The following is a 25,476-nucleotide window of genomic DNA, read 5'->3' on the forward strand; positions in this document are numbered from 1 at the left end:
CTGGGGTTACCTCATTCGCCACAAGTAAACTCCTTTGTCGGTTTCGTACCGGCCCCGGAGTCGACCCAGGGACCTACTGATTACAAAGCACCATTTCAAGAACCGTTCAGCACACTCAAAAGCAAAGGAGCCAGCAAAGGGGAATGTGTGAGCCATCGATTACCAAACCCCAGATGCAACAAAGCCCGCACTTGGCGGGCTTTGTCAGCTTCGATTGGTGGGCCGGGGTAATTTGAATCCGCTTAGCATCTTATTGATTTATAAGACTAATATCGATTTTTATTTTTGGTTGGAATACCAATTGGAATACTGCACTCCACTTGGCCACCCAATTTCATTCAATCTGACCAGCACGCTTCGTTACCATGATTGGCAGTGAGCTGCCCTCTGCGTTTAGCCCAAACGTGCTTCCCCACTAAATTTCAGAAATGGGTTAAGTTTTTCTTCTGTCACTGCTGTGATCCAGCTGCAATGCTGCCATCGCCGCTCTAGTAGTTCCGCTGTCGCCACACGCGATACGACCTTGTTCGAGGCTATCGGGGTTATCATGTCAGGCCGTGGCCGGCACGAAGGTTGAAGCACTCAAGTGGCCTAGTCATCATCCGCAAAATTAACGGCTTAATTCGCCGTACTCGTTCATACGCGATCTGGACAGTGGTAAATCATGAATGCAGTAGAAATTGAGTCCGCTATTTCGGACCTGGCCCTTGAGCCCTTTGACGCGGTGGAATTTCCGTTTGTCTTCCTGGCCGCTTTTGGCAATAAGGAAACAGCCCTCAAACGCTTGCGTGCCGGCAACAACAACGCTTCCGACGTGCCTGGCGGCGTGCTACTGCGCAATAACATTCATATCGCCGCATGCGAATCTGGTAGCGTGGGCGAAACGCTCAAGGCATTGCGCGCCAGCCCGGCTACCACAAAGGCCAAAGCAAAGTTCATCCTTGCCACAGACGGGCAAACGCTGGAGTCCGAAGAGCTCATTACGGGTGAAACCATCGCCTGCGACTACCCGGACTTTCCCAACCATTTCGGCTTCTTGTTGCCCTTGGCCGGTATCTCCACCATTAAGGAGATCAAGGACAACCCCATCGACGTGCGCGCTACCAGCCGCCTGAACAAGCTATACGTCGAGTTGCTGAACGAGAACCCTGACTGGGCCAAGGACGAACGCCGCGCCGACATGAACCATTTTATGGCGCGGCTGGTGTTCTGCTTTTTTGCTGAAGATACCGACATTTTTAATGGCGATGGCCTGTTTACCAAAACGGTTGAGCAGTACACCGAACGCGATGGCTCCAACGCCCATCAGGTGCTGTCTGAAATTTTCCGCGCTATGAACATCAAGCTGGCCGAGCGAGCCACTGTTCAGCTTCGCTTGCCCAACTGGGCCAACAGCTTCCCCTACGTGAATGGCGGCCTGTTTTCAGGCAGTACCGAGGCACCGCGCTTCACACGCATGGCACGCACTTACTTGTTTCATGCCGGCAAACTGAACTGGAAAAAAATCAACCCAGACATATTCGGCAGCATGATCCAAGCCGTAGCCGATGATGAGGAGCGCGGCTCACTGGGCATGCACTACACCAGCGTGCCCAACATCCTCAAGGTGCTGAATCCGCTGTTCCTTGATGACTTGCGTGCTCAGCTCGATGTGGCAGGAGACAACAAAGCCAAGCTGCTCAACCTCCGCAAACGTATGGCGCGTATCCGCGTATTTGACCCAGCCTGCGGCTCCGGGAACTTCTTAGTCATCGCCTATAAGCAGATGCGCGAGATCGAGGCAGAGATCAATCGCCGCCGAGGCGAGGCCAACAACAGGTCTGAAATTCCGTTGACCAACTTTCGCGGCATAGAGTTGCGCGACTTTCCGGCAGAGATTGCCCGCTTGGCGCTGATCATTGCCGAGTTCCAATGCGATGTGCTTTATCGCGGCCAGCAGGATGCTCTGGCGGAGTTTTTACCGCTGAATGCGCAGAACTGGATTGTTTGTGGCAATGCGCTGCGAATAGATTGGTTGAGTGTCTGCCGGCCTACGGGTACGGCGGTCAAGATAATTGCGGATGACTTATTTGGCACGCCACTAAATCAGGCGGAAATCGATTTCGAGAACGAAGGTGGCGAGACGTACATATGTGGTAATCCGCCTTATCTTGGTTCAACTTGGCAGACTGATGAGCAGAAGGCAGACTTGGAAGCCATCTTTGCCTCCCGCACAAAAAACTGGAAATCGCTAGACTATGTGGCGGGCTGGTTTATGAAAGCTGCCGACTATGGTATCAAAACCAAGGCAAAAGCTGCATTTGTATCTACCAACTCCATTTGTCAGGGGCAGCAAGTACCGATTCTCTGGCCGTTAATTTTTGCAAAAAACTACCAGATCGTATTTACATATACCTCATTTAAGTGGACAAATCTTGCAAGTCACAATGCAGGTGTGACCGTTGTAATTGTCTGTATTTCTAACGACTCTGAGAGGAGTCGGCGGATTTATTCGACCAATAGCAATGGAGAGGTGGCGGTTAAAGATGTCGATAGAATCAATGCTTACTTGGTATCCGGCGCAGACGTCATAGTCGATAAACAGACGTACCCAGCCGATGAAAGAAGCCAGATGGATGCCGGTGGTAAGCCGGTCGAAGGTGGGAATTTGCTTTTCGCAGAGGAGGAAAAGCAAAGGCTAGTAGAAGGTAATGTGGATGTAGTTAAATTTCTTAAGCGCGTATATGGTGCAAGTGAGTATATTCGAGGTGAAGTGCGTTTCTGCTTGTGGATTTCTGACAGCCAAGAGCAAGAGGCTAAGTCTAATAGTGACATCAATTGCAAATTAAATGCGGTTGCTGCTTTTCGACTAAAAAGCCCAAAGGCTGCCACTAAGAAAGGTGCTGCCTGGCCTCACAAGTTTGAAGAGGTTAAACAAATAGGCAATGAAGTCGTAACGATTGTTCCGAAGGTTTCGTCGGAGTCCCGTGAATATCTTCCCGTAGGATTACTTCCCAGAGGCTCAATAGTCACAGACTTAGCCTTTGCTCTTTACGATGCACCTCTTTGGAATATGGCCCTTATCGCTTCCCGTTTGCACCTGGTTTGGATTGGTACTGTTTGTGGCAAAATGAAAACAGACTTTCGCTACTCCAACACCCTCGGCTGGAATACCTTCCCGATCCCCCTGCTCACAGAGCAAAACAAGGCCGACCTAACCGCCTGCGCCGAAAACATCCTGTTGGCCCGAGAGGCGCACTTCCCCGCCACCATTGCCGATCTGTACAACCCGGACAGCATGCCGGACAACCTACGCCGTGCCCACGAGCGCAACGATGAAGTGCTGGAGCGCATCTATATTGGCCGTCGCTTCAAGAACGACACCGAGCGGCTGGAAAAGCTGTTTGACCTCTACACCAAGATGGCGGCAAACGCAGCGAAGGCCGCGCCGAAAAAGCCACGAGGGATAAAGGCATGAGCGACACCCCTGTTAGCCTGAGCATGCCACCCGAGGGCTACGGCGACTGGCTGACCGACCTCAAAGGCCGCATCCATAATGCTCAGCAGCGCGCCACGCTGGCAGTGAACCGCGAACTGGTGCAGCTTTACTGGCAGATCGGTCACGATATTTTGACCCGGCAAGCACAACAGGGCTGGGGTGCCAAGGTAATCGAGCGCTTGGCGCAGGATTTGCGCGCAGCCTTTCCCGATATGAATGGGTTTTCGCCACGCAACCTCAAGTATATGCGTGCCTTTGCCGAGGCGTGGCCTGATGCGGAGTTTGTGCAACAGGCTGCTGCACAATTGCCTTGGGGTCACAATTTGGTGCTGCTGGACAAGTTGCCCGGCCCGGAAACCCGCCGCTGGTATGCCGCCAAGGCCATCGAGCACAACTGGTCGCGCAACATTCTGGTGATGCAGATCGAGGCCCGTCTGTTGGAGCGCAGTGGCAAGGCAGTCAGTAACTTCGAGAGCCATCTGCCCAAACCGCAGTCCGACCTGGCCCGCGAGTCGCTGAAAGATCCTTACCGCTTCGACTTCCTTGGCCTGACCTGTGATGCGCAGGAGCGTGAGATCGAAAACGCTCTAGTCAAGCATGTCACCGAGTTCCTGTTGGAACTCGGTGCAGGCTTTGCCTTCGTCGGTCAGCAAGTGCTGCTGGATGTGGGCGGTGACGAGTTTTTTATCGACCTACTGTTCTATCACCTCAAGCTACGCTGCTATGTGGTGATCGAACTCAAGGCCGGCAAGTTCAAGCCCGAGCACCTGGGCCAGTTGAGTTTTTACCTCACTGCAGTGGATGCCCAGCTCAAGCACCCACAGGACGGCCCCACCATCGGTCTGCTGCTGTGCAAGAGCAAGAACAAGGTAGTGGCCGAATACGCCCTGCGTGATAACGCCCGCCCCATCGGTGTGGCCGAATACCAATTGGTGGAGTCCCTGCCGGCAGAGCTGCAAACCAGCCTGCCCAGCATCGAACAGATCGAGCGCGAACTGGCAAGTGATGACGCATCCATGGACGATGACTCGCAATGAACGAACAGAACCACAACCCAACCAACTCTTACACGGTGCCATCGGTATCCATCACCACGGCGCACACTGGGGCTTCCAGCAAAGCCAATGAGTTGGGTATGCGTACCATGCAGGAACGCGCCTATACCAAGCGCGGCGAACAGTACCTACTGATCAAGTCGCCCCCCGCATCAGGCAAGTCCCGCGCCCTGATGTTTATCGCGCTGGATAAGCTGCATAACCAGGGCTTGCAACAGGCAATTGTCGTGGTGCCGGAGCGCTCCATTGGCGGCAGCTTCGCCGATGAGCCGCTGAGCAAGTTTGGTTTTTACTGGGACTGGCAAGTGGCTCCACAGTGGAACCTATGCAATGCTCCTGGCATCGATGAGCCGCGTGTGGCCAAATCCAAGGTGGAATCCGTACGCGCTTTCCTGAAAAGCGCCGACAAGACACTGGTCTGCACCCATGCCACCTTCCGCTTTGCCGTGGAAGAGCTAGGTATCGAAGCCTTCGACAATCGCCTGATTGCCATCGACGAATTTCACCACGTTTCAGCCAACCCGGACAACAAGTTGGGCGGCCAGCTAAGCGCGTTTATCGGCCGCGATAAAGTGCATTTGGTGGCCATGACTGGCTCTTATTTCCGTGGCGACAGCGAGGCCGTGCTGGCCCCGGCGGAAGAAGCCAGGTTTGAGACGGTGACTTACACTTACTACGAGCAGCTTAACGGCTACCGCTGGCTCAAGTCGCTGGATATCGGCTACTTCTTCTACACCGGCAAGTATGTGGATGCCGTCGCCAAGGTGCTGGACCCAGTGCTGAAAACCATCATCCATATCCCTAATGTGAATGCCCGCGAAAGCCTCAAAGACAAGGAGCGCGAGGTCAACGAAATCATGAGTGCGCTGGGCGATTGGCAGGGTGTCGACCCGGCCACCGGCTTCCACCTCATCAAAGCCAAGGACGGTCGCACGCTGAAAGTGGCCGACCTGGTGGATGACAGCGACGCGACCAGACGCTCCAAAGTGCTCGGCGCGCTGAAAGACCCGGCGCAGAAGAACAACCGCGACCACGTGGATGTGATCATCGCATTGGGTATGGCGAAGGAAGGCTTTGACTGGATCTGGTGTGAACATGCACTGACCATTGGCTACCGCAGCAGCCTGACCGAAATTGTGCAGATCATTGGCCGTGCAACGCGTGATGCCGAGGGTAAGGAGCGCTCACGCTTCACCAACCTGATCGCAGAGCCCGCAGCCGATCAAGCCGCTGTTGCTGAGGCGGTGAACGATATGCTCAAGGCCATTTCCGCCAGCTTGCTGATGGAACAGGTGTTAGCCCCGCGCTATGAGTTCACCCCGAAAGATACAGGACCGAAAGAGGGTTTCACTTATGGGCCTGATGGTTATCAACCAGGCGGCACCAACTTGGGTGTAAATGAAACCACAGGCCAGTACCATGTCGAGATAAAGGGGCTGATCACGCCGCAAAGCGCAGAGGCTACGCGCATCTGCAAGGAAGATTTGAACGAAGTGGTGACCAACTTCCTGCAGGACAAAACCGTGCTGGAACGCGGCCTTTTCGACAAGGAAAATACACTGCCCGAAGAGCTGACCCAATTGCGCATGGGCAAGATCGTACGTGAGCGTTACCCAGACTTGAGCGACGTCGATCAGGAAGCCATCCGCCAGCACGCCATCGCCGCCATGAACATTACTCAGCAGGCCAAGTTGGCCTTGGGCCAGGCCGATGTAAACGGTGGCGACGCAGTGCAGGGCAGTACGGCGCTGTTGGATGGTGTGCGTAAGTTCGTTAACGTGCGCGAGCTGGACATTGATTTAATCGATCGCATCAATCCCTTCGATGCCGCCTATGCTGTGCTGGCGAAAGCGATGGATGAAAGATCCCTGCGTCAAGTCCAAGCCAGCATTTCTGCCAAGAAGGTTAGCATCCCGGAAGACGAAGCACGCGACCTGGCGAAGCGTGCGTTGCAGTTCAAGAACGAGCGTGGTCGCTTGCCAGACATTAATTCCGCTGACGGCTGGGAAAAGCGCATGGCCGAAGGTGTAGCTGCTTTAACACGTTATCGTGCTCAGGCATTAGCAGGCCAAAAGGGGCTACCAATACCTAAAGAAACACCAACTATGCCAAAAGTAGCAGCGCCTAAAAAGACGGAAAAATAGCCGAGCAGAAAAGCTTATTAGCGACTTGTTTCAGCTTGATTGGTTTTATTAATGTCGGTGTCGGGGATGTAAAGGATGGCGCAAGAGCGATTTTGGAAAGAACTTCATGAATTGAAGTTCAATATTGGTTTCGTTCAGCGGCTCTTGCTTGAAGCTGAGGCAAAAGAGCGCCTCATTAAAGCAGTCATAGCAATAACTTCTAGCGCAAGTATCGGTGCTTGGGTTGTCTGGAAAGAACTGGCTGTGCTCTGGGGTGCTATTATCGCAGGCTCACAGGTGCTCTCAGTCATCTACCCTTTACTCCCCTACGCGGATCGTCTCAAAACGTTTTCGTTGATGCTTAAAGATCTTGAACTTTTATTTATTGAGGCTGAGCATAAGTGGCAATCTGTTGCGGACGGAAGCATGTACGCTCAGAAAATAGATAGTGAACGCACACTGCTGCACAAACAGAAGAGCAATATTTTAAATAAGTATATGCCTACCAGCATTTTTCCGGAGAACCCTAGGTTTGCTGACCGGGCTGAGCAGGATGCGGCAAACTACTTCTCTCGCTACTACCCTGAAGAGTATGAACCCTCCAAATCGTTCGGCACCACAAAAGAAGCCGCTAAAGATGGAGCGCTAACATGAATGATGACGACCTACTGGATGCTCTAGGGGTAGAGGTTCCCTCTCTCAAAACAGTCACTCGAACCCCTCGTGAAGAACGCATCATCGCTGGTTTCGAGGACATTCTGCGCTTTTATCAGACCCACGGTCACGCGCCACTGCATGGTGAAGACCGTGATGTTTTCGAGCGTTTGTACGCCGTACGCCTGGATCAGCTGCGCAAATTACCGGAAGCGCAAATACTACTGGCTGAGCTGGATGGCCCCGATCTACTGACCGGGACCGTAACGCTGGATGTGAATGACCTAGATGAGGACGCCTTGCTGGCCGAGCTGGGTATTGGCGGTGAACCCGCAGGCCAGGACGACATCACCGTGCTTCGTCATGTACGCTCCAGCACTGAAAAACGTGCAGCTGAGGAAATCGCCGACCGTACGCCATGTGCGGATTTTGACAGGTTTCAACCACTGTTCGAGCTGGCTGAAAGGGATCTGAAATCTGAAGTTCGCAAAACCTTGCGCTTTGGTCGCGATGCCAGCATTGAATCGGGGAACTACTTCATCGTCGGCGGGCAGTTGGCCTACGTGGCGGAAATCGGCGAAACCATCAAGGCGCCCAATGGCGAAAGCGATGCACGCCTGCGTGTCATCTACGCCAACGGAACGGAAAGCAACTTGTTGCGTCGTTCGCTCCAACGGGCGCTTTACAAAGATGAAACCGGTCGGCGAGTAACCGATCCGGACATGGGACCGTTGTTTGGCAATGCTTCAGAGCCAGACGATATTGAAAACGGGACAATTTATGTGCTGCGCAGCCTGTCTAGCCACCCATTTGTCGCCGAGCACCGCGAGCTGATCCACAAGATCGGCGTGACCGGCGGCAAAGTGGAGACACGCATTGCTAACGCGCAAAAAGATGCGACCTATCTGCTGGCCGACGTGGAGGTTGTCGCCACCTACAAGCTGCATAACCTGAACCGCACCAGGCTAGAAAACATCTTCCACCGTCTGTTCGGTGGGGCTCAGCTCGACTTAACCATCGAAGATCGCTTCGGCCATCCGGTCAAGCCCAGGGAGTGGTTTTTAGTACCTCTCCATGTAATTGACGAAGCGGTTGAGCGCATTCGGGATGGGTCGGTTACCGACGTGGTCTATGATCCCCACTCGGCTCGCCTCGTCAGCTAAAGACACTGATGAGGTACGCGATGACTAGATCGATGCCGTGCGCAAACGCGCGATATCGATCTCGTCTGATCCCGAAACTCCTCTGGGCGTCCGCTAACTGCAAGTGGCGGTACTGCCGATGTCAGTATGGTATGCACGATATCTACAGGTCCCGGCTTTCGCGCTGCCGCTCGTTGTGCTTTACGTTTTCTCGTTCCTGAGCTTTTGCCTGCGACTACACGGCCCGATGGACTGATAGGAAGGGTGTTATCCACTGGATGTCTAAATGATGGCATTGAATCGCTTTTTAACGAATGATAGCGGTTATGAAGGCGATGCTGCGTGTCTGTGGCAGTAAGTCCAGTTCGTAAGCAAAGGATGGTCCGCAAGCAAGGAGGCTCAGATGTGGGCTGATGTCGATACAAAAAACGATTTTCTGAATTACTCAGAAGTGGCCGATCTTGTTGTGGACGTCATCCGTGATCCGTCCATGCGTCCGGTTACCGTAGGCGTGTTCGGTTCCTGGGGTACTGGGAAGTCCACGCTGCTCAATCTGATCGAGCATGGACTGAACCCTCCTCAGGGAGCGTCTGAATTCGTCGTCGTTCGTTTTGACGCCTGGTTGTATCAGGGCTTCGATGACTCCCGCGCCGCGCTGATGGAGGTCATCGCCTCCACCCTTATCGACGCTGCCAAAGAAACCAGCTTTCTACCTGAAGCGAAGAAGCTTTTTGCGCGGGCCAACAAAATGCGAATGCTTGGTCTCATGGTCGAAGGTGGAGCGCTTGCTTTGGGTATGCCTGCTTTCGGTTTTGGTGCGAAAGGGGTGGAAGCTCTGGGGAAGCTCTTTTCCGGTGAAGCGGATCATGACTCGTTAGGAACTCTCAAAGATGAAGGTGGTAAAGCGAAGGACAGCTTTACCGGGCTGCTTGGCCCAGAAAAGCAGCAAACTCCCCCCCAACAGATCGAGGCGTTCCGAAAGGAGTTCTCAGATGTCCTCATTGGTCTCGACAAAACGTTGGTCGTTTTTGTCGACAACTTAGATCGCTGCTTGCCCAAGCAGACGATCCATACCTTGGAGGCTTTGCGTCTATTCCTCTTCATGAACCATACGGCTTTTGTCGTGGCGGCAGATGAGGAGATGGTTCGCCATTCGGTCAGTGAGCATTTCAAAGATCCTGGTGATCGTCATGTGACTGATTACTTGGACAAACTTATTCAAGTGCCTGTTCGTGTGCCAAGGTTGGGCGTTCAGGAGGTTCGGGCGTACCTATTCATGCTGTTTGCCTCGGCCGGTAACAAGGTCCCTGGCGAGCGCATCGAGGCCTTGAGAATCGGGCTTGAAGATAACTTGCGCAAGGCATGGAGAGACGAGCCCATCAGCACAGAGAGGGCCTTAGAGTTGCTGGGCTCGAATGTGCCAGTGGAAGTTGCCGAAGCTTTTCCGATTGCTGATCGAATTGCGCCAATGCTCGCAAGCTCCAGCTCCGTGTTGGGTAACCCCAGAATCGTGAAGCGTATGCTCAACGTCGTTCGAATGAGGGTACGGGTAGCGGCACTGCGTGAAATGCCTGTAAACGAGGCCCTAATCGCCAAGGTAGCTCTTTTTGAGCGTTGCATGGAGGAGAAAGCGGTCGCCCATCTTTACTCGATGATAAATGGTGCTGCCGGTGGCAAACCTGAAGTGCTGGCCGAACTGGAGGGACTACTGGAAGATCCCGTGAAATTTGCGGAGGCTTGTCCGGATTTATGGACCAAAGTAGACCTCGTGCGAGATTGGATCAGGCTCGAACCGCAGCTTTCGACTGTAGACCTTCGTCCGGTCGTTTATCTGAGCAGGGAAACCACTCCCTTACGGGTATTGCGCGCAGGTCTTTCTGCTGATGCGGCCGAAGCGCTTGCTGTGCTCAAACGGACGTCCAACACCTCGTCACCTTCTGCAAAAGCTGCTCTACAGACCATATCCGGTGGTGAGCACGCGGCCGTCATGATCCAGTTAATTGAATCGATGCGGTCGCATTCTGAGTGGACAAGCAAGCCAGTCGGCTTCGACGGTGCGCAGTTGCTTGCCGAGAAGTCACCAGAAGCCGGTGCGCTGCTATCGGACTTCATTCACACCGTAATGCCGGACAAAATTCGGCCTTGGCTCAGCAGCAAGCTTAAGGGCGCGAGCTGGTACAAGGAGCGGGAGAAGAAGTAATGGGAACCTCTACGTCAAGCAAAGGGCCTGGGGGTAATTCTCCATTTGTGCCTGGGTGGGTGGACACCGATGGGCAGCAGGTACCCGAGGCTCCTCCGCAGCGATTTAAAGACTTCCGCACAAATCTGGGGAGATTCGTCTCGACAGGAGACGGCGATTACCTTCGCTCTGCGATAAGCAGCTATGCAGGCGGTGCAACCGGTGGCAGTGGCATTGGACCTGCCCGGTTTGGCTCCATGGCCGGAGCCGGGGGAGCCTTATTTGGTGCGATGGCCACATTGAGGGAAGGGCATTCCCCTCTGGGGCTGGATCTCGCTGCGTTGAACGGCCAGGACACGGACATTGCTATCGACATGATCGTGCAGGCGCTTGCCACTGAGGACGGCGATTCTGATCGCGTTCGGGTTGCGATGAACGAGGCGCTCTCTGAATGCCTAGAGGGTTACCAAGAGTTCGATTTCGCGAGCATCACTGACGAGATGCTTGTACAGATGATGCTGGTGTACGTCACCAAATGCGTGTTTGGACAAGTGGTGCTCGATTCGAACGATGCGTTCGCAAAAGCTGAATCACCTGGCCAAGTCGAGCAGGCCGAGAAGGAACTGTACTCTCTCGTTGAATCGGTGACCGACAAGCACATGCGTTCCTTGTTGGGAGGCAGTCTGAAAGCGCTCTCCAGCACTCAAATTGAAAAGATTCAGATGGCCGCCATCCGCGAAGTGTGGAGTGAATGGGAGGCATACCAAGAGTGACAGACCTCATTTTCCATCACGAAGCTGATCAGCTTCGCTCGCAAACGGCTAATGAAATTCCCGTACTGATGTACGGCAGTCGCCCACCGGCGCGGGGCACTTGCTCTATAGGGGGGCCGGTTCGCGCCGCAGTGAGGCGTTTGGGGGCTCCGGTCAGTAGAACCGGGTTCGATTTGTTGACCATAGCCATGGCCGTAACAGCCGCAGATACTTTTGTTGATAAAGCAGAAGCTGATGATGGTTGGGCCCGGGACCTTCGCTTATTCATCCCCATCGCTGATCCGCAACTTTGGCAGCCCGCGATACCGCTTTTACAGAAGGCTCTGCATTTCTTAAGCGGCGATCTTTGGGAGATCATCCTATTGCCTGATGGACCCAGACAGCTCACGTCTCAGAACCGTGGTCGCATCACCGTTATGGCCGGCCACGATTGCGTCAGTTTGTTCTCGGGGGGGATGGATAGCGGCATTGGAGCGTTGAATTTATTAGCAGAGGGCAGGCGCCCATTGTTGATAAGTCATGCATATCGAGGTGACTCGGAAAAGCAAATCATGGTTCGGGATCATCTACCGGTGGAGGTCTCAAGATTCGCTGCGGTGGCAAATCCGGTGTCCTTGACTGGGAGAAAAACCGATGTGCAGATGCGCACTCGAAGCTTCAATTTCCTCGCCTATGGTGCACTGGTTGGGGCCACACTGGCGCAGCTACGAGTCACTGGCACACCAGTAGAACTTTTCGTTCCCGAGAACGGGCTCATTGCGCTGAACCCTCCAATGACTGCTCGCCGCATTGGCGCGTTGAGTACTAGGACGACGCACCCACATTTTTTGGGCCTATTCCAAAAAATCCTGGATACGGTCGGCCTGCCTGTACGAGTCGAGAATCCGTACGCGCTTCAGACGAAGGGAGAGATGCTTTCTGGGTGCTTAGATCAAGCGAACTTGAGGGTCCTGGCATCGGAAACGGTATCGTGTGGTAAGTGGAAGCGGACACACCGGCAGTGTGGTAAGTGCGTCCCGTGCGTCATCCGACGCGCCTCGTTCCACGCTGCCGGAATGACGGACGGCACCGCGTACCATGCCAGAGGAGCGGATCTGACTTCAGTAATTCGGGATGCGAATGCCAGAGATGATTTGATGGCCATGATCCTGGCGGCCCGCAGATTGCCTGCAGAAGATGTCGCGAAATGGGTGCGTCAATCCGGCCCGCTTCCACTCCAACGCCAGTCTCGTGATTGTTTAATAGGCGTGGCCACTAGAGGCATGGGAGAGGTCAGAAACTATCTATGGTCTCTCGGTCTGCTCTGAAGGGGGGCTGTAATCTCGAGGTGCCAGATCAGCAATTCTCGGTCGTTCCCTAATCGCTTCCAGACCAATTGGGCGGTGAGCTGATAATAATACCGGGAGGCGTCCGAGTGGTCTCTCAGGTGCTGAGTGAGAAACCAGCGCACATGCTTGAGCTGCCAGGTCCAGGGATTGTCTCGCTGCCATCGCTGTTGAATGGCCGCTTGCATGATTCGGGCTTGCCGTAGGTGTCGTTGCTGCGTGACCTGCGAGCCGGTCAGTACGCCGCTCAGGAACAGCGCTATATCGAATGGTTTGGTCACTCTCGACCTCCAATGTAGGCCGAAACCACATCGATCCGGTTATGCCCGAGCTCTAGGCTGATTTGTTGGCGCGCCTGTTGATCAAGGTCGCGGTCAATGCGATAGCAGTGGCCGCCATTGACTGGTGCGGCGTGCCCCGTGAGCTGTTCGTAGCGCTCGCAGGCGTAGGCTGCTCGCAGTTCATGGAAACCCTTCAGCCCTTGTTCATGCAGCGTTTCTCGGGCGGGGAGCACGGTCTGTTGCAGAAACGCGGCGTAGCTTTCGTCGCGGGCCAGTAAGTTGCGGCTGCGGGGCGGCGATGCCTTGCGAGCAAACTGCAGCGCCGCTTTCACCTCTTCATTTACCGCGACCCATCGCGGCGCTGATGCGCCTGAGCGGCCGCCCTTGGTGCCGTCCTGGATGTTGATGCGGCCTAAGTGTTCGGCTTCGCGGTGCAAGCGTGGCAGGTCGGCGAGGATCGCTTCGCGCAGGCGCATGCCGGTTGTTCGGGCCAACAGGACAATCGCGGCCACCCGCTCGTGTTGCTGTTCGCCAAGCGCCTCGAGTACTCGCCGCACCTGTTGGTGGTCTTGGCCATACGGCGCGCGGGTGCGTACGGTCGAGCGCTGCTGTCCTAACGCCTGACTCGGACTGGCGATCCTCACGTCCTGATCACCGCGCAGCGCAGCGAGGGTGCGGTTGACGCTGCTCAGGCGGTTCTGCGCGGTGGCGATGCAGAGTTCACCTTGCTGGATCTGCTGACGCAGGTAAGCGGCGTAGTCTTGCAGCGTCCGTCGATCGATCTGGCGCGCATCGTTGTAACCGGGGCCGTCCTCTGATCGACACCAACGCACGAACGCTTGCCAGCGATCGCTATGCGCTTTCACCGTGGCGAAGTGGCCGCCGGCAAACAGATCCTTTAGCGCTTGTGGGCCGGCGTAGCTCAGCTGGCGGCCATAGCCAAAGTTGCGACCCTCACGCCGACCGACCAGTGCCATCGTCATCACCGTTTTCGTTTGTTTGCAGAAAGCGAAGCAGGGCTTTCCAGTGGGGGCTGATCCTGTCCACCTGCTGCCAGTGTGTCGGGCGGATCAGGAGGGCGTTCTCCTGGTGTTGCAGCAGTGCCCCTTCTTCGCGCAGTTGCTCGATCAGCAGGGCGAGGTTGGCAGGCTCAAATGGTGGTGTGGCGACAGCGGCGACAGTGGCGACAACCCGCGTCGTTTCTGGCCTGGCGCGTGGCGACAGGGTGGCGACAGAGGCGGCGACACTCCGCGATTCTGGCTGTGGTCGATGTTGCGCTTGGTAGCGGCGCACCGCGTCATTGAGGCGGAACATGGCGTACCTCGAAGGTCGTTCCATCGCGGCTGCTCAGCCAGCGATGAGTGATCAGCACGACCAATAAAGAGGCGGTATGGTCAGCGCTTTTGCGGGCAAAACGAGGGCCGTTGCGATTGACGTCGCGAATGGTGAAGTGGGTCCAGCCTTTCTGCACCAGCCAGCGCAGCAGCCGATCCGCCTCTTCGCATCGGCTATTGACCGGTTCCTGTTCGGTCAGGCGCTGGATCTCGGCCAGGTAGTAATCCATCAACGTGGAGGCGCGCTGGATGTGTGCTTCGTCCAGCTGACTGGCCTCTTCAACCATGGCCAGCACACCCGCGATACGCAGCACATTTGCCGCGGCCTTGCCCGCGACAGGCTGGACGCCGGCCAGCTCGCCAAACTCACCAGACTGACACTCGATGGTGTCGTGAATATCAATCCAGGCCCGGCGGGCATGGGCAGTCAGCTCCAGGGTGGCGGGATTCAGTGATCCATCCTGGTGAAGCGACCAGGGCTGTTGCAGCAGGGCGGTGATCCGCTGTTGGTAGCGCTGGAGTTTGGCATCTCGGGTTAGGTCGATCGCCTTGTAGAGTCGCTGGCCGGCCAGGCGCTCGGGCCAACTGATCAGGCAACGGCCGAGGATGCCTTGGCCATTGATCACCGGGTCTTTGAACAGTTGATTGGCCAGGTAGGGCTGAAGCATCAGATGCAGGCTGAGACGGCGGTCATAGGCCCGCAGGCTTTCTCCAGGCATAGAGCGCGCCCGGTCGATCGGGCTGCCATCCCACAGTGTCGACAAGGTAGTGATCGCCTTGAGCCGATTCTCTTTGCTCATGGTGCTGCTGCCCAAGAACTGGCCGCCCTCATCATTGAACAAGCCCATGCTGGGCAAGCCCTGGCACAGACTTTTGACTAGGGCCTCAATGGTCGGTTCGGCAATGATCAGCCTCGGGGGTACCGGCTCAGATAGTTCGCTGCTTTCCGACTTCGCGTGTTTCTTTGCGGTTTTGGGTTTGGCCATGATGCTGGTAGCGGCGCGATAGGCTTTGAGCTTTTCCGCATACAGGGTCCACTGCTGTCGTTCCCAGTCACGCGCGGCCTTCAGTGCCAGATGGTCCACCGCGCTTTTGCGATCACCCGAGGACGCCACTGTCAGTAGGTAGAGGGACAGCGGATAGGTTCGGCCGTCGAGTTGGACATTGGCATGACCCTGGCTCACCAGAGCAGCGCTGGCCAGCACCGATTGCGCGGCCATGGCGCAGGGCACGCCGATCACCTCGGCCAGTCGTTCGACCGCAGGGCCCAACAATTCCCCCAGTGCTTCGACCGGGTAGGACAGTGGCGCCTGCTGATATTCCAGCAACGGTTGTGGTGGCTCGAACGCTTCGCACAGTTGCATCGCAATTCTCCTGAGATTATCGATTCGTCCTCACTCATCCCGCCACGGTTGTTGAGTGTTATCAGGGATCAAGGTCCCTGCGACCTGTGAGGGTTTTCCACTAACGCGGGACTGGCGGCTCCTTACGACCGGGAGCTTGGGCATCTCATGATCCGGCCTCCTGAACACCTCCGAAGAAGTGGGCGGGTGGAGGCTGCACTGGCTGACGAGACCAATGCCGCGAGATCCTGAGTCGGGTGAAGACAGCTATGCGATGACCGGGGCATGCCTGACTGTCAGTCAGGTGCAGCCTGTCCATCGGCTGCGGCACCATTATCGGCATCGCTGTGGTGAGTGAGCATTCGGTGTTTGTCACGCCGATTGTCACGAGGGGGAAAGCCGCAAAGCCCCATGCGAGCAGGGCTGCAGCAGTATGAGATGCGCCCGTCTCTTTAGGGGGCAAAGAGACGGGCAACAGGTTGGCGCAAGAAATGGCCAAGCGGATAAGTTGCTGCAGGGCAGCCAGGAGAAGGCCTGAGTTGCCGCAGTGGGCATTCTGGAAGAGTGGGCGTCCATCACATCGCTGTGACCGTGCGAGCCGCCGGACGCTAATCGCACTTGGGGGTGAACCACCACGGTGTGGCGTAGCCTCAAAGGTTCTGGCTACCTGGGGGCCTGTCGAGGACAGCGCTTGTACGGCTCTGATTTAGCGCTCGTTCTGCTCGCGGTCAACAGTATTTTGGGGGCGACTCTTGCGCCAATCGGTAATGCTGGAAGACCTTGGAGACCGGTGGTTTCCCATGGCCGGGTGGTCGTTCGTCGGTTTTTAATGTGAGCCCATGCGAGTGGGAATGCGGAGCCTTCCCGCTCGCGTGGGCTTGGTCGAGAAAGCCTCAAGAGAGAGGCTTGCAGTGGCGACAGTCGCCACTTCTGTCGCCATGCTGCAGACCAGATATTACGCGGGTTGTCGCCGGTGTCGCCGCTGTCGCCAAATCAACCATCACTCCATCTGGGGAGTCATTTTCGGTTACCGGCGGCGTCCGGTGAGCGCTCACCGTATCGGCACGACGTTGTGATTCCTGGTGTCATTGATGGCCGCTACCGACAGGTTGCCAGTGGCCGCTTTCTGGATGTGCTCACTCCACCAAGCCATCATCGGACGGCGGCGTTCGATGTAGTCAGCTCGGTTGTAAGCGCTTCGGACTTCGTCCTTGTCGACATGCGCCAGCGCGACTTCGATTAGCTCCGGATCCCACCCATGCTCGTTCAGGATGGTGCTGGCCATGGAGCGCATGCCGTGGCTGACCAAGCGGTCCTGGAAGCCCATGCGTTTCAACGCCATGTTGGCGGTCTGGCTATTGGCGTGGGTGCGCGGGTTTCTATCTGCCGGGAACACGTATTCCCTGTGGCCGCTGTGGGGTTTGAGCGCCTCCAGTAACGCGAGTGCCTGTTCGGTCAGCGGGATGGTGTGCGGACGACGCTTTTTCATACGCTCCGGCGGGATGGTCCAGATGCGTTTGTCGAAGTCGATGTCTGCCCAGCGGGTGGTGGCCGCTTCGGCAGGACGGGTCATGGTGTGCAGTTGCCATTCGATCAGGCAGCGGGTGATCCGCTTGATGCTGGCGTTCGCAATTTCGATCATGAGCTCGGAAAGCTCATCGGGTCGTAGCGCGGCCATGTTCTGTTTTTTGGGCTTCTTGAATACCGCCCGAATGCCACTGAGGGGGTTAGCGAAAATCAACCCGGAGTTCACCCCGTAGGTCATGATCTCGTTGAGCCGTTGGCTCAGTCGCTTCACTGTCTCGAGACTGCCTTTGGCCTCAATCGGGCGAAGCAGTTCTATGACCATCGGTGCGGTAATTTTCGAGAGCGGCGTTGTTTTCAGGTCTGGGAATACGTGCAGCGTGAGCGATCGCCAAATGTCTTCGGCGTACGCCGGCGTGACGGAGTCCTTCTTCAGCTCGAACCAGGCGGTGGCCACGTTCTCGAATGTATGTTCCGTCTCCGCTCGTTTGGCTTCGTCCTGTGCATTGCGTTGCACCTTGGGATCAATGCCTTGTGCAAGCAGCTCGCGTGCTTCCACCACTTTCTTCCTGGCGTTCGCTAGCGAGAGCTCTGGGTATGTGCCCAGCCCCATATTGATACGATTTTTGGTTACCGGCTCGCGGTAGTTGAAGTTCCACAGCATCGAGCCATTGCTCCTGACTCGGAGCTGAAGGCCGTCACCATCGCTGAGGACGTAATCCTTGTCTTTTGCCTTGACTGCCTTGAGCTGGCGGTCGGAAAGGCGAAGGGCTAGAGCGGGCATGAGAGCTACCTCTGACACCGTTTTGGTATTCCAAAAAATAGCACCGGATGGCTTGGAATACCATTTGGAATACCCAAACAGCTGGAACTCAAAAAACCTCTCCAGCGCCCAGTAGCGCTTAAACCCTTGATTTCACTGAATTTCAGGCACAAAAAAAGACGTCCGTGGACGTCTTTAGATGATGAAGTGGTGGAGCCGGGGGGATTTGAACCCCCGTCCGCCAGTACTCCGCTGTCGGTACTACATGCGTAGCCGTGTCTATTAAGTTAACCCTCAGCGACCCGACGGGCAGGGTGCTTTGGGCGAGTTGTGTAAGTTTTAGCCGCTTCGTCCACAACGTACTGCACGGCGATTCTGTTCTATATGACAATCACTTTGGGTTTACAGACATCCCCTGATGATTGCTGGACCCGAAGGTACCAGGAGGGAAGGGCTAAGGCTGCTTACGCAGCGAGAGCGTATTCCCCGTAGGTTTCGTCATTGGCAACTATAGAAAGTTGCAACAGTGGATTTACGAGTTCTGTTACCAACTCGGCATGCACCTAAAGTTTCGCAACCGGCGTCGAATCCTAAACGGCCCCGAACCTGCTGTGTGTAACCAGCAGGCAAGCGCAGTGTACGCCAATGCGCGCGGCGAGTCGACCTTCTGTCCTTACCTGTGCATCGGGACCAGCGTCGGATTGGCTCTGGCCCGGCCCTAATGGCTATTCATGTGGCTTTGAATGTCCTGAAGCGCCTGCTGCGTCAGGGAGACACACTCTTTGTCATTGTTGGCGGCGTGGGCGGCCTTGGCTTGTTCGGTTTTGGTGATGACGACGCCTTTGGTGGCAGCGTCCAGCGTGGCTGCGCTGGACAGCTTGCTGTTGACTTCCTGGAGCTTCATTACGCATTGATCGCTATCGTTTGAGGCGTATGCGGAGGAGGCCAGCATTGTTGCAGCGATGAGCAGTCCAGCCAGGGCGGAACGCTTCATGGGTATCTCCTGGAACGGGGGTGGGGATGGGCCACGCTGATTGGGGCTTAACAAATGGACTGTGATGGCGGGCAAGGGTTCTGTTTTTGCGGGCGTTAGGGTGAAAGATTTTTCCGGGAGGCGGGTGCGAAAAAGGGACAAGAAACGCCTGATGCCAGTCAGTTAAGACGAAATGCGATCTGTTGCAGCTGCCGAGCTCGCGAGGCTGCGTTCGGCCGCGAAGCAGTCGTGAGTCTGCCTGATGCTCCGCAAGCTTAGGGTTTACATGGCTCAGAAGGCCAACCCGAAGGTTGGCCTTGTGCTGGATTACTTCCCGCCTTTGTTCGCGTTCTTGAGTTGCTGGATAGTTTGTTCGGTCTCGGCTATGCAATCATTAGTCCCTTCCTTGGTGCCTTTTGCCTGATCGGCTTTGGCTTTCGTGACGCTTTCCATTACCTGATCAGTCATCTCTGGAGGAGTCTGTGCCTTGGCATTTTCGATGGTTTTCAAGTTGACCGCACAGAGGTCTTCGGCGGCAAATGAGGGAGACGCCAGCATTGAGGCAGTAACGAACAGACCTAACAGTACAGAGCGTTTCATGTGTATCTCCTTGAACTGAGGGTCCAGGCATCGCTGGCCATCAGGACGGGCTGCCAATTTTGGGAAAGGTCCCGCGTTTGCGGGACTTGATCGGTGGACTGCGGCAGTACATCAGGGTTCTATTTTTCTTCAGATCACCCTGGCCTTGGTCACCCGATCCACCAGATAGACCAGCCCGTGATAATCAATTCCACCGTGTTGCGTCAGACCAATCTCACAAGTACGGCTGGTAGAAATCCCTTCGCTGCATTGCTGTACCGCGTCCTTGAGCGTGCGTAACGAGTGAGCATTCAATTCTGGGGTGGTGAAGCCCTTGTCACCGGCAAAACCGCAGCAGTGAATGCCTTCCGGGATGACCACGTTTTTACTGCATTTGCGCGCCAGATCGATCAACGCCTGGCTCTCGCCGAGATGCTGAGTGCTGCACGTCACATGCACCGCGATCGGCGCTTCCTGGGGGGTGAAATCGAGACGATCCATCAAGTGAGTGCGGATGAAACGCACCGGGTCGTACAGGTCGAGTCGCACATCGCCCAAGTCCTGAACCAGCCGCAAGGTGCAGGGGCTAGTGTCACAGTAGATTGGATCGAGGCCGCCACGACTGGCGTGCAACAGTGCGCCAATCAGTTCCTGGCGTTTGTGTTCGGCCTGTTCGGCGTAGCCTTTGGAGGCGAATGGCTGACCGCAGCAGAGGTTGTCCTGATTGTCCGGAAAAACTACCTGGTAACCGGCCTTTTCCAACAGGCCACGGGTTTTTTCGTACAGCGACATTTGCTCTTTATCGCCCGCCGCCGGGCCCATCACCCGCGACACGCAGGCCGCCAGGTACACCACCCGAGGCCGCTCGTCCGACACGGTCGGGCTGAAGCGAATAGCCCTTTCCGGCTGTGGCATGGCGTTGGTCCATTGCGGAACCTGCCCCTTGGACAACCGCGTCAGCGATGCCGACAGCTTTGCCAGGCGCGGCGCGCCCAACAACATCCGTGCACCGTTGGCGACGTGCAGGGTGAAGCGCGCGCCTTGCAACGCGGTGGCGAAATGTCCTTCAATCCAGTTGGCGGTTTTCGTATGCGTTGCTTGCCGGCCGCGGAGTTTTTTCACCAGCTCACCGGTATTGATTCCTACAGGGCAACGTTGTGCACACAGGCCGGTGGCGGCGCACGTTTCGATGCCCTGGTACTCGTAGGCTTTTTCCAGTTCGGCGGTGTCTGTCCCAGCGCGTTTCTTCGCTTGAATGTCACGCCAGATCACGATGCGTTGGCGTGGGCTCAAGGTCAGGCCTTTCGATGGGCACACCGGTTCGCAAAAACCGCATTCGATGCACTTATCCACAATCTCATCGGCGGCGGGCAACGGTTTCAGGTGCTTGAGGTGGATCTGCGGATCTTCGCTGAGTACCACGTCCGGGTTGAGAATGCCGTTAGGGTCGAGCAGGCGTTTGAGCTGCCACATCAACTGGTAAGCATCGCTGCCCCATTCCAGTTCGACGAAGGGCGCCATGTTGCGACCGGTGCCGTGTTCAGCCTTCAGAGATCCGCCGAATTCAACGGCCACCAATTGCGCGACGTCGTCCATGAACGCCTGGTAGCGTGCGACTTCTTCCGCGCTGTTGAAGCCTTGGGTGAAGACGAAGTGCAGATTGCCTTCCAGGGCGTGTCCGAAAAGGATCGCTTCGTCGTAGTGATGTTTGTCGAACAGCTCGATCAAGCGGTTCACGCCGCTGGCCAGTTGTTCCACCGGGAAAGTTACGTCTTCAATGATCACCGTGGTGCCGGTTTTGCGCACCGCACCGACGGCAGGGAAGGTGTCCTTGCGGATCGCCCAGAGCCGGGCGTTTTCCACCGGGTCTTCGGTGAAGTCGACTTGTTTCTCTACCGGGAAACCCGTCAGCGACGCCATGATTTGCGCCAGTTGTTCCTGCAGCAAAGTGGAAGAAGCAGCGCGGGATTCGATCAGCAGGGCGCAGGCATTGGTCGACAGTTGTTGTACGAAAGCCGGCATGCCGGGCTTGTCCTGCACCGAGCGCAGGCTGCGACGGTCCAGCAATTCCACCGCCGATACGGGTTGGCTTTTTAGGACGGTCACGGCGTTGCAGCAGGTTTCTACATCCGGGAACACGATCAGCGCCGACGCCTTGTTCGGGTGGTCGATCACCGTGTCGTAGGTCACCGCGCTGATGAACCCGAGCGTGCCTTCGGAGCCCACCAGCAAGTGGCTCAAGATATCCACAGGCTCGTCGAAATCCACCAGGGCATTGAGTGACAGCCCGGTGGTATTTTTCAGACGATACTTGTGGCGAATTTTCGCAGCCAGTTCGGCATTGGCGCGGGTCTCGCGGCCCAACGTCGCCAGACGCTCCAACAGATCGGCGTGGCTCTCTCGGAAGGCCGCCACACTGGCGGCGTCTTCGGTATCGAGACGGCTGCCATCGGCCAGTACCAGACGAATCCCGGCCAGCGTGTGATAGGTGTTCTGCGCCGTGCCGCAGCACATGCCGCTGGCATTGTTGGCGACGATGCCGCCGATTTTGCAGGCGTTGATCGACGCCGGATCCGGACCGATCTTGCGTCCGAACGGTGTCAGCCAGGCGTTGGCCTGGGCACCGATCACGCCCGGTTGCAGGCGGATCTGTGTTCCTTGTCCGCGAATCTCACGACCGTTCCAGTTGTCGCCCAGCACGATCAGCACCGAATCGCTGATGGCCTGGCCAGACAGGCTGGTACCGGCGGCGCGGAATGTCACCGGGACTTTATCCCGTTGCGCCAGTTTGAGCAGCGCCACCACTTCGTCTTCGGACTCGACGCGGATCACCAGTTTCGGAATCAGCCGGTAGAAACTGGCGTCGGTGCCGAAGGCCAAGGTCGATAGCGGATCGTCGAAACGTCGTGCCTGAGGAATCAGTTGCTGCGCATCTCGCAGGAAAGCTGCCGGTAGACTCATTGGTCCTCCAGAATCAGAACGACCAGATCTTTGGGGCCATGGGCGCCGTAGGCCAGTACTTGCTCGATGTCGGCAGTCTTCGACGGGCCGGACACCAGCAAGGCGTTGGTCGGCATGCCTTGGGCCCATTCGAATTCCTGTTGTACCTGATAGAAGTTGTCGCGAATTTCGCTGGCTTTGAGCAGGGCGAAATGCACTGGCGGCACGAGGCTCATCAGGCGCGGTTCTTCCCGCGTCGGCCAGAGAATCAGACTACCTGTCGCGGCGATTGCGCCGAGGGTGGTGGTGAGGCTGGCCGGGGTGTCGTTGAACAACTCGGCTTTCCATTCCTCGACCGGACGGTCGTAGGCTTTGAGCGCGGGCAGGCCAGGATTTTTCGCCCAATGCTGAGTGATGCGTTGACCATGAGGTGTCGTCGGCGCAATCAAAAGGCTCGGCAATTGGCGATCCTGCAGCAGTTGCGCCAGCAATTCTGGCCAGCCTTCTCCGGGCGTCAGATGAATTTCTGTGTGCACTGCTTCCATCAGTTTGCGCAGTTGTGGGATGCGTTGCTCTGGCGTGTAGGTGTAAGGCTCGGTCACCAATTCGACATCGAAGTTGTCAGGCACCGGCGTGGTGCCTGTCAGACTGTTGCGCAATTTGGCGAGGATATTTTGCTTGGCGCTCATCAGCGGTCTCCCTGTTTGGCCAAATGCTCGCGGGCCATGTCATGCAGTGAGCGGGCGGCGGGTTTCGGTGCGCTGTGGTTCTGGGTCCACGGGCCGACGTTGCTCGGTGTCAGCGCTCGCAGGCGAGTGGCGAAAAAGCCGAACAAACGATAGAGCGTTGGCGAACTGTTGAGCTTCGCCCAGGCATTCCAGATAAACCGTTCTTTGCGTGAGAACTTGCTGCCCTGACCGCGCATCACTTGATGCGGGCTGTCCGGGGCTTTGACGTTCTCTTCCCGTAGGCGACGCAGCAATGCGGGGATCGGAATTTTTACCGGGCAGACTTCACCGCAAGCGCCGCATAACGAAGATGCGCTCGGGTGGTCGGGGACTTTCGCCAGGCCGACCATGTGCGGAGTGATGATTTTTCCGATAGGCCCAGGGTAGACCTCGCCATAGGCATGGCCGCCGATTCGGGTGTAGACCGGGCAATGATTCATGCAGGCGCCACAGCGGATACAGTTCAGGGTCTGGCGCAATTCGCTGTCGGCAAACGCCTGGCTGCGACCGTTATCGAGCAATACCAGGTGCACTTCCTGCGGGCCGTCGAGTTCATGTTCCTTGCGCGGCCCGGAGATCATGTTGACGTAGGTGGTGATCGGTTGGCCGAGGGCGGAACGGGTCAGCAGCGACAACAGCGGTACAACGTCCCGCAGGTTCTCGACGACTTTCTCGATGCCGGTGACGGCAATGTGTACGGGCGGCACGGTGGTCGACATGCGCCCGTTGCCTTCGTTTTCCACCAGCAGCAAGGTGCCGGTTTCGGCCACGGCGAAGTTGACGCCGGAGACGCCGATGTCTGCTTCGAAGAATTTCTGTCGCAAGACTTTGCGACCAATCTGAATGAGTTGGTCAACGTCCTTGGTGTACTCCACGCCAAGTTTGTCGTGGAACAAGGACGCGACCTGACCGGCATTCTTGTGGATCGCCGGCATAATGATGTGTGAAGGCTTCTCGTGGTCGAGCTGGACGATGAATTCGCCCATGTCCGACTCCAGGCATTCAATGCCTTGAGCCGCGAGGACATGGTTCATCTCCATCTCTTCGCTGACCATCGATTTGCCCTTGATCACTTGCCGCGCCTCGTGAGCGCGGATGATCGATAAGACGATGCCATTGGCCTCGTCCACCGTTTCCGCCCAGTGCACTGTCACACCGTTGCGGGTCAGGTTCTGTTCAAGCTGCTCGAGCAGGTCGGGCAACTTGGATAAAGCACGGGCGCGGACAGCATTGCCCAGTGCTCGCAAATGTTCTCGCTCAAAGGCATCGCTGAAGGACGCTGCCCGTTTGCTCATCAGTGAATCCATCGCGCTGCGAAAGTTGTTTCGCAGTTGCGTGTCAGCCAAAGCCTTGTGAGCCCTGGCGCGAAAATCTTCTTCTACGGCCACCGTAGGAATAATCGTGGAAGTGCTCATCGGGCACCCCCGGTACGCTGCCACAGGAAACTGGCCAGATGCTGACCGCGCAATGCTTCCTGCTGTTTCTCCAGTGAGCCATTGATGTTCATCAGGCAGCCGCAGTCGGCACTGAGTACCTTGTGCGCGCCGGATTCCTTCAACGCTCGGGTCTTGTCAGCCACCATCGCGCCGGAAATATCTGGCATACGGACGCTGAAAGTCCCACCAAAGCCACAGCATTCACTTTCGTGACTATGGTCGACTCGCTCCACATTGCTTAGCTGCGCCAACAACTCACGGCCGTGCAGGTGGGTGTTCATTTCACGGCGTGCCGAGCACGACGTGTGCAATGCCACTTTTACCGGTTCGCCACTGTCCTTGAGTTGCACCTTGCAGACAAACAGCAGAAATTCGGCCAACTCATAAGTCCGTGCCGCGAGGGCCTGGACCTGTTTCAGCGTTTGCGGCTCGTCCTTGAACAAGTCGGCGTAGTGTTCGCGCAACATGCCCGCGCAAGACCCCGACGGCACCACCACCGGATAATCACCGGCAAACAGCGCCAGTTGCGAGCGCGCCACGGTCCGGGCTTGTTCGGTGTAACCCGAGGTGTAGGCCGGTTGCCCGCAGCAGCTTTGCCCTTGCGGGTATTCGACACGAATGCCTTCGCGTTCCAGCAGATGAATCGCGTCCATCCCGGCTTCCGGGTAAAACAGATCCACCACGCAAGTCCCGAACAGGTAGACCCGTGACGGTTTTTCGCTGGGGTATTGCCGAGGCTCGGGCAGTGGCGGGGCGACGCGGGTCGCGTTCGGCACGGCGTTGTAAAAAAGCTCGCTCATCAGGCGTGTCTCCGGGTGGTCCCGGTTATCCGTCCGCTGAGGCTGC

The 25,476-nt window shown here is 56.6% G+C and carries 19 protein-coding genes and 1 other RNA gene; 8 read left to right on the top strand and 12 right to left on the bottom strand.

What is annotated here, in order from left to right; translation table 11 throughout:
• Positions 1-664 precede the first annotated feature (664 nt).
• From AB3226_RS18460 to qatC, 8 genes are all read left to right on the top strand, one after another.
• Positions 665-3,457 carry a class I SAM-dependent DNA methyltransferase gene (locus tag AB3226_RS18460; RefSeq protein ID WP_367374106.1) on the top strand — a complete coding sequence of 931 codons (2,793 nt, stop codon included), beginning with the start codon at positions 665-667 and terminating at the stop codon, positions 3,455-3,457.
• Positions 3,454-4,515 carry a YhcG family protein gene (locus tag AB3226_RS18465; RefSeq protein ID WP_367374107.1) on the top strand — a complete coding sequence of 354 codons (1,062 nt, stop codon included), beginning with the start codon at positions 3,454-3,456 and terminating at the stop codon, positions 4,513-4,515. Before AB3226_RS18460 ends, AB3226_RS18465 begins: the two co-directional genes overlap by 4 nt.
• Positions 4,512-6,677, top strand: a complete 2,166-nt coding sequence (locus tag AB3226_RS18470) for a DEAD/DEAH box helicase (RefSeq protein ID WP_367374108.1) — start codon at positions 4,512-4,514, stop codon at positions 6,675-6,677. The genes AB3226_RS18465 and AB3226_RS18470 overlap by 4 nt, the downstream gene beginning before the upstream one ends.
• 75 nt (positions 6,678-6,752) lie before the next feature.
• Positions 6,753-7,310 (top strand): hypothetical protein, encoded by a 558-nt coding sequence (locus AB3226_RS18475; protein WP_223543431.1) that lies wholly within the window; start codon positions 6,753-6,755, stop codon positions 7,308-7,310.
• Positions 7,307-8,473, top strand: a complete 1,167-nt coding sequence (locus tag AB3226_RS18480; RefSeq protein ID WP_367374109.1) for a GIY-YIG nuclease family protein — start codon at positions 7,307-7,309, stop codon at positions 8,471-8,473. The genes AB3226_RS18475 and AB3226_RS18480 overlap by 4 nt, the downstream gene beginning before the upstream one ends.
• A gap of 382 nt (positions 8,474-8,855) precedes the next feature.
• Positions 8,856-10,652 carry a P-loop NTPase fold protein gene (locus AB3226_RS18485; protein WP_367374110.1) on the top strand — a complete coding sequence of 599 codons (1,797 nt, stop codon included), beginning with the start codon at positions 8,856-8,858 and terminating at the stop codon, positions 10,650-10,652.
• Positions 10,652-11,404 carry a hypothetical protein gene (locus tag AB3226_RS18490; RefSeq protein ID WP_367374111.1) on the top strand — a complete coding sequence of 251 codons (753 nt, stop codon included), beginning with the start codon at positions 10,652-10,654 and terminating at the stop codon, positions 11,402-11,404. The genes AB3226_RS18485 and AB3226_RS18490 overlap by 1 nt, the downstream gene beginning before the upstream one ends.
• A gap of 68 nt (positions 11,405-11,472) precedes the next feature.
• A complete protein-coding gene (qatC, locus tag AB3226_RS18495) occupies positions 11,473-12,711 on the top strand; it encodes a Qat anti-phage system QueC-like protein QatC (protein WP_367375815.1) in 1,239 nt (412 codons plus the stop codon).
• On the opposite strand, the gene AB3226_RS18500 is transcribed toward qatC, so the two are convergent.
• The 12 genes from AB3226_RS18500 to AB3226_RS18555 form a co-directional block, all read right to left on the bottom strand.
• Positions 12,684-13,010 carry a hypothetical protein gene (locus AB3226_RS18500; RefSeq protein WP_367374112.1) on the bottom strand — a complete coding sequence of 109 codons (327 nt, stop codon included), beginning with the start codon at positions 13,008-13,010 and terminating at the stop codon, positions 12,684-12,686. The genes qatC and AB3226_RS18500 overlap by 28 nt on opposite strands.
• Positions 13,007-13,987, bottom strand: a complete 981-nt coding sequence (locus tag AB3226_RS18505) for an integrase domain-containing protein (RefSeq protein ID WP_367375816.1) — start codon at positions 13,985-13,987, stop codon at positions 13,007-13,009. Before AB3226_RS18505 ends, AB3226_RS18500 begins: the two co-directional genes overlap by 4 nt.
• Positions 13,965-14,324: a hypothetical protein gene (locus tag AB3226_RS18510; protein ID WP_367374113.1), complete on the bottom strand. Its 360-nt coding sequence runs from the start codon at positions 14,322-14,324 to the stop codon at positions 13,965-13,967. The genes AB3226_RS18505 and AB3226_RS18510 overlap by 23 nt, the downstream gene beginning before the upstream one ends.
• Positions 14,308-15,708 (bottom strand): YfjI family protein, encoded by a 1,401-nt coding sequence (locus AB3226_RS18515; protein ID WP_367374114.1) that lies wholly within the window; start codon positions 15,706-15,708, stop codon positions 14,308-14,310. The genes AB3226_RS18510 and AB3226_RS18515 overlap by 17 nt, the downstream gene beginning before the upstream one ends.
• Before the next feature lie 1,030 nt (positions 15,709-16,738).
• Positions 16,739-17,995 carry an integrase domain-containing protein gene (locus tag AB3226_RS18520; protein WP_367374115.1) on the bottom strand — a complete coding sequence of 419 codons (1,257 nt, stop codon included), beginning with the start codon at positions 17,993-17,995 and terminating at the stop codon, positions 16,739-16,741.
• A gap of 187 nt (positions 17,996-18,182) precedes the next feature.
• Positions 18,183-18,576, bottom strand: a transfer-messenger RNA (tmRNA) gene (ssrA, locus tag AB3226_RS18525).
• A gap of 116 nt (positions 18,577-18,692) precedes the next feature.
• Positions 18,693-18,968: a hypothetical protein gene (locus AB3226_RS18530; RefSeq protein WP_367374116.1), complete on the bottom strand. Its 276-nt coding sequence runs from the start codon at positions 18,966-18,968 to the stop codon at positions 18,693-18,695.
• 306 nt (positions 18,969-19,274) lie between these two features.
• Positions 19,275-19,547 carry a hypothetical protein gene (locus AB3226_RS18535; protein WP_367374117.1) on the bottom strand — a complete coding sequence of 91 codons (273 nt, stop codon included), beginning with the start codon at positions 19,545-19,547 and terminating at the stop codon, positions 19,275-19,277.
• A gap of 129 nt (positions 19,548-19,676) precedes the next feature.
• Positions 19,677-22,487 (bottom strand): FAD-binding and (Fe-S)-binding domain-containing protein, encoded by a 2,811-nt coding sequence (locus AB3226_RS18540; RefSeq protein ID WP_367374118.1) that lies wholly within the window; start codon positions 22,485-22,487, stop codon positions 19,677-19,679.
• Positions 22,484-23,155 carry a lactate utilization protein C gene (locus tag AB3226_RS18545; RefSeq protein WP_367374119.1) on the bottom strand — a complete coding sequence of 224 codons (672 nt, stop codon included), beginning with the start codon at positions 23,153-23,155 and terminating at the stop codon, positions 22,484-22,486. Before AB3226_RS18545 ends, AB3226_RS18540 begins: the two co-directional genes overlap by 4 nt.
• Positions 23,155-24,609 (bottom strand): LutB/LldF family L-lactate oxidation iron-sulfur protein, encoded by a 1,455-nt coding sequence (locus tag AB3226_RS18550; RefSeq protein WP_367374120.1) that lies wholly within the window; start codon positions 24,607-24,609, stop codon positions 23,155-23,157. Before AB3226_RS18550 ends, AB3226_RS18545 begins: the two co-directional genes overlap by 1 nt.
• Entirely contained in the window at positions 24,606-25,430 is an 825-nt protein-coding gene (locus AB3226_RS18555; protein WP_018929467.1) for a (Fe-S)-binding protein, read from the bottom strand. Before AB3226_RS18555 ends, AB3226_RS18550 begins: the two co-directional genes overlap by 4 nt.
• Between the last annotated feature and the right edge of the window lie 46 nt (positions 25,431-25,476).

The organism is Pseudomonas lini (assembly GCF_964063345.1).
Taxonomy (GTDB): domain Bacteria; phylum Pseudomonadota; class Gammaproteobacteria; order Pseudomonadales; family Pseudomonadaceae; genus Aquipseudomonas; species Aquipseudomonas lini_B.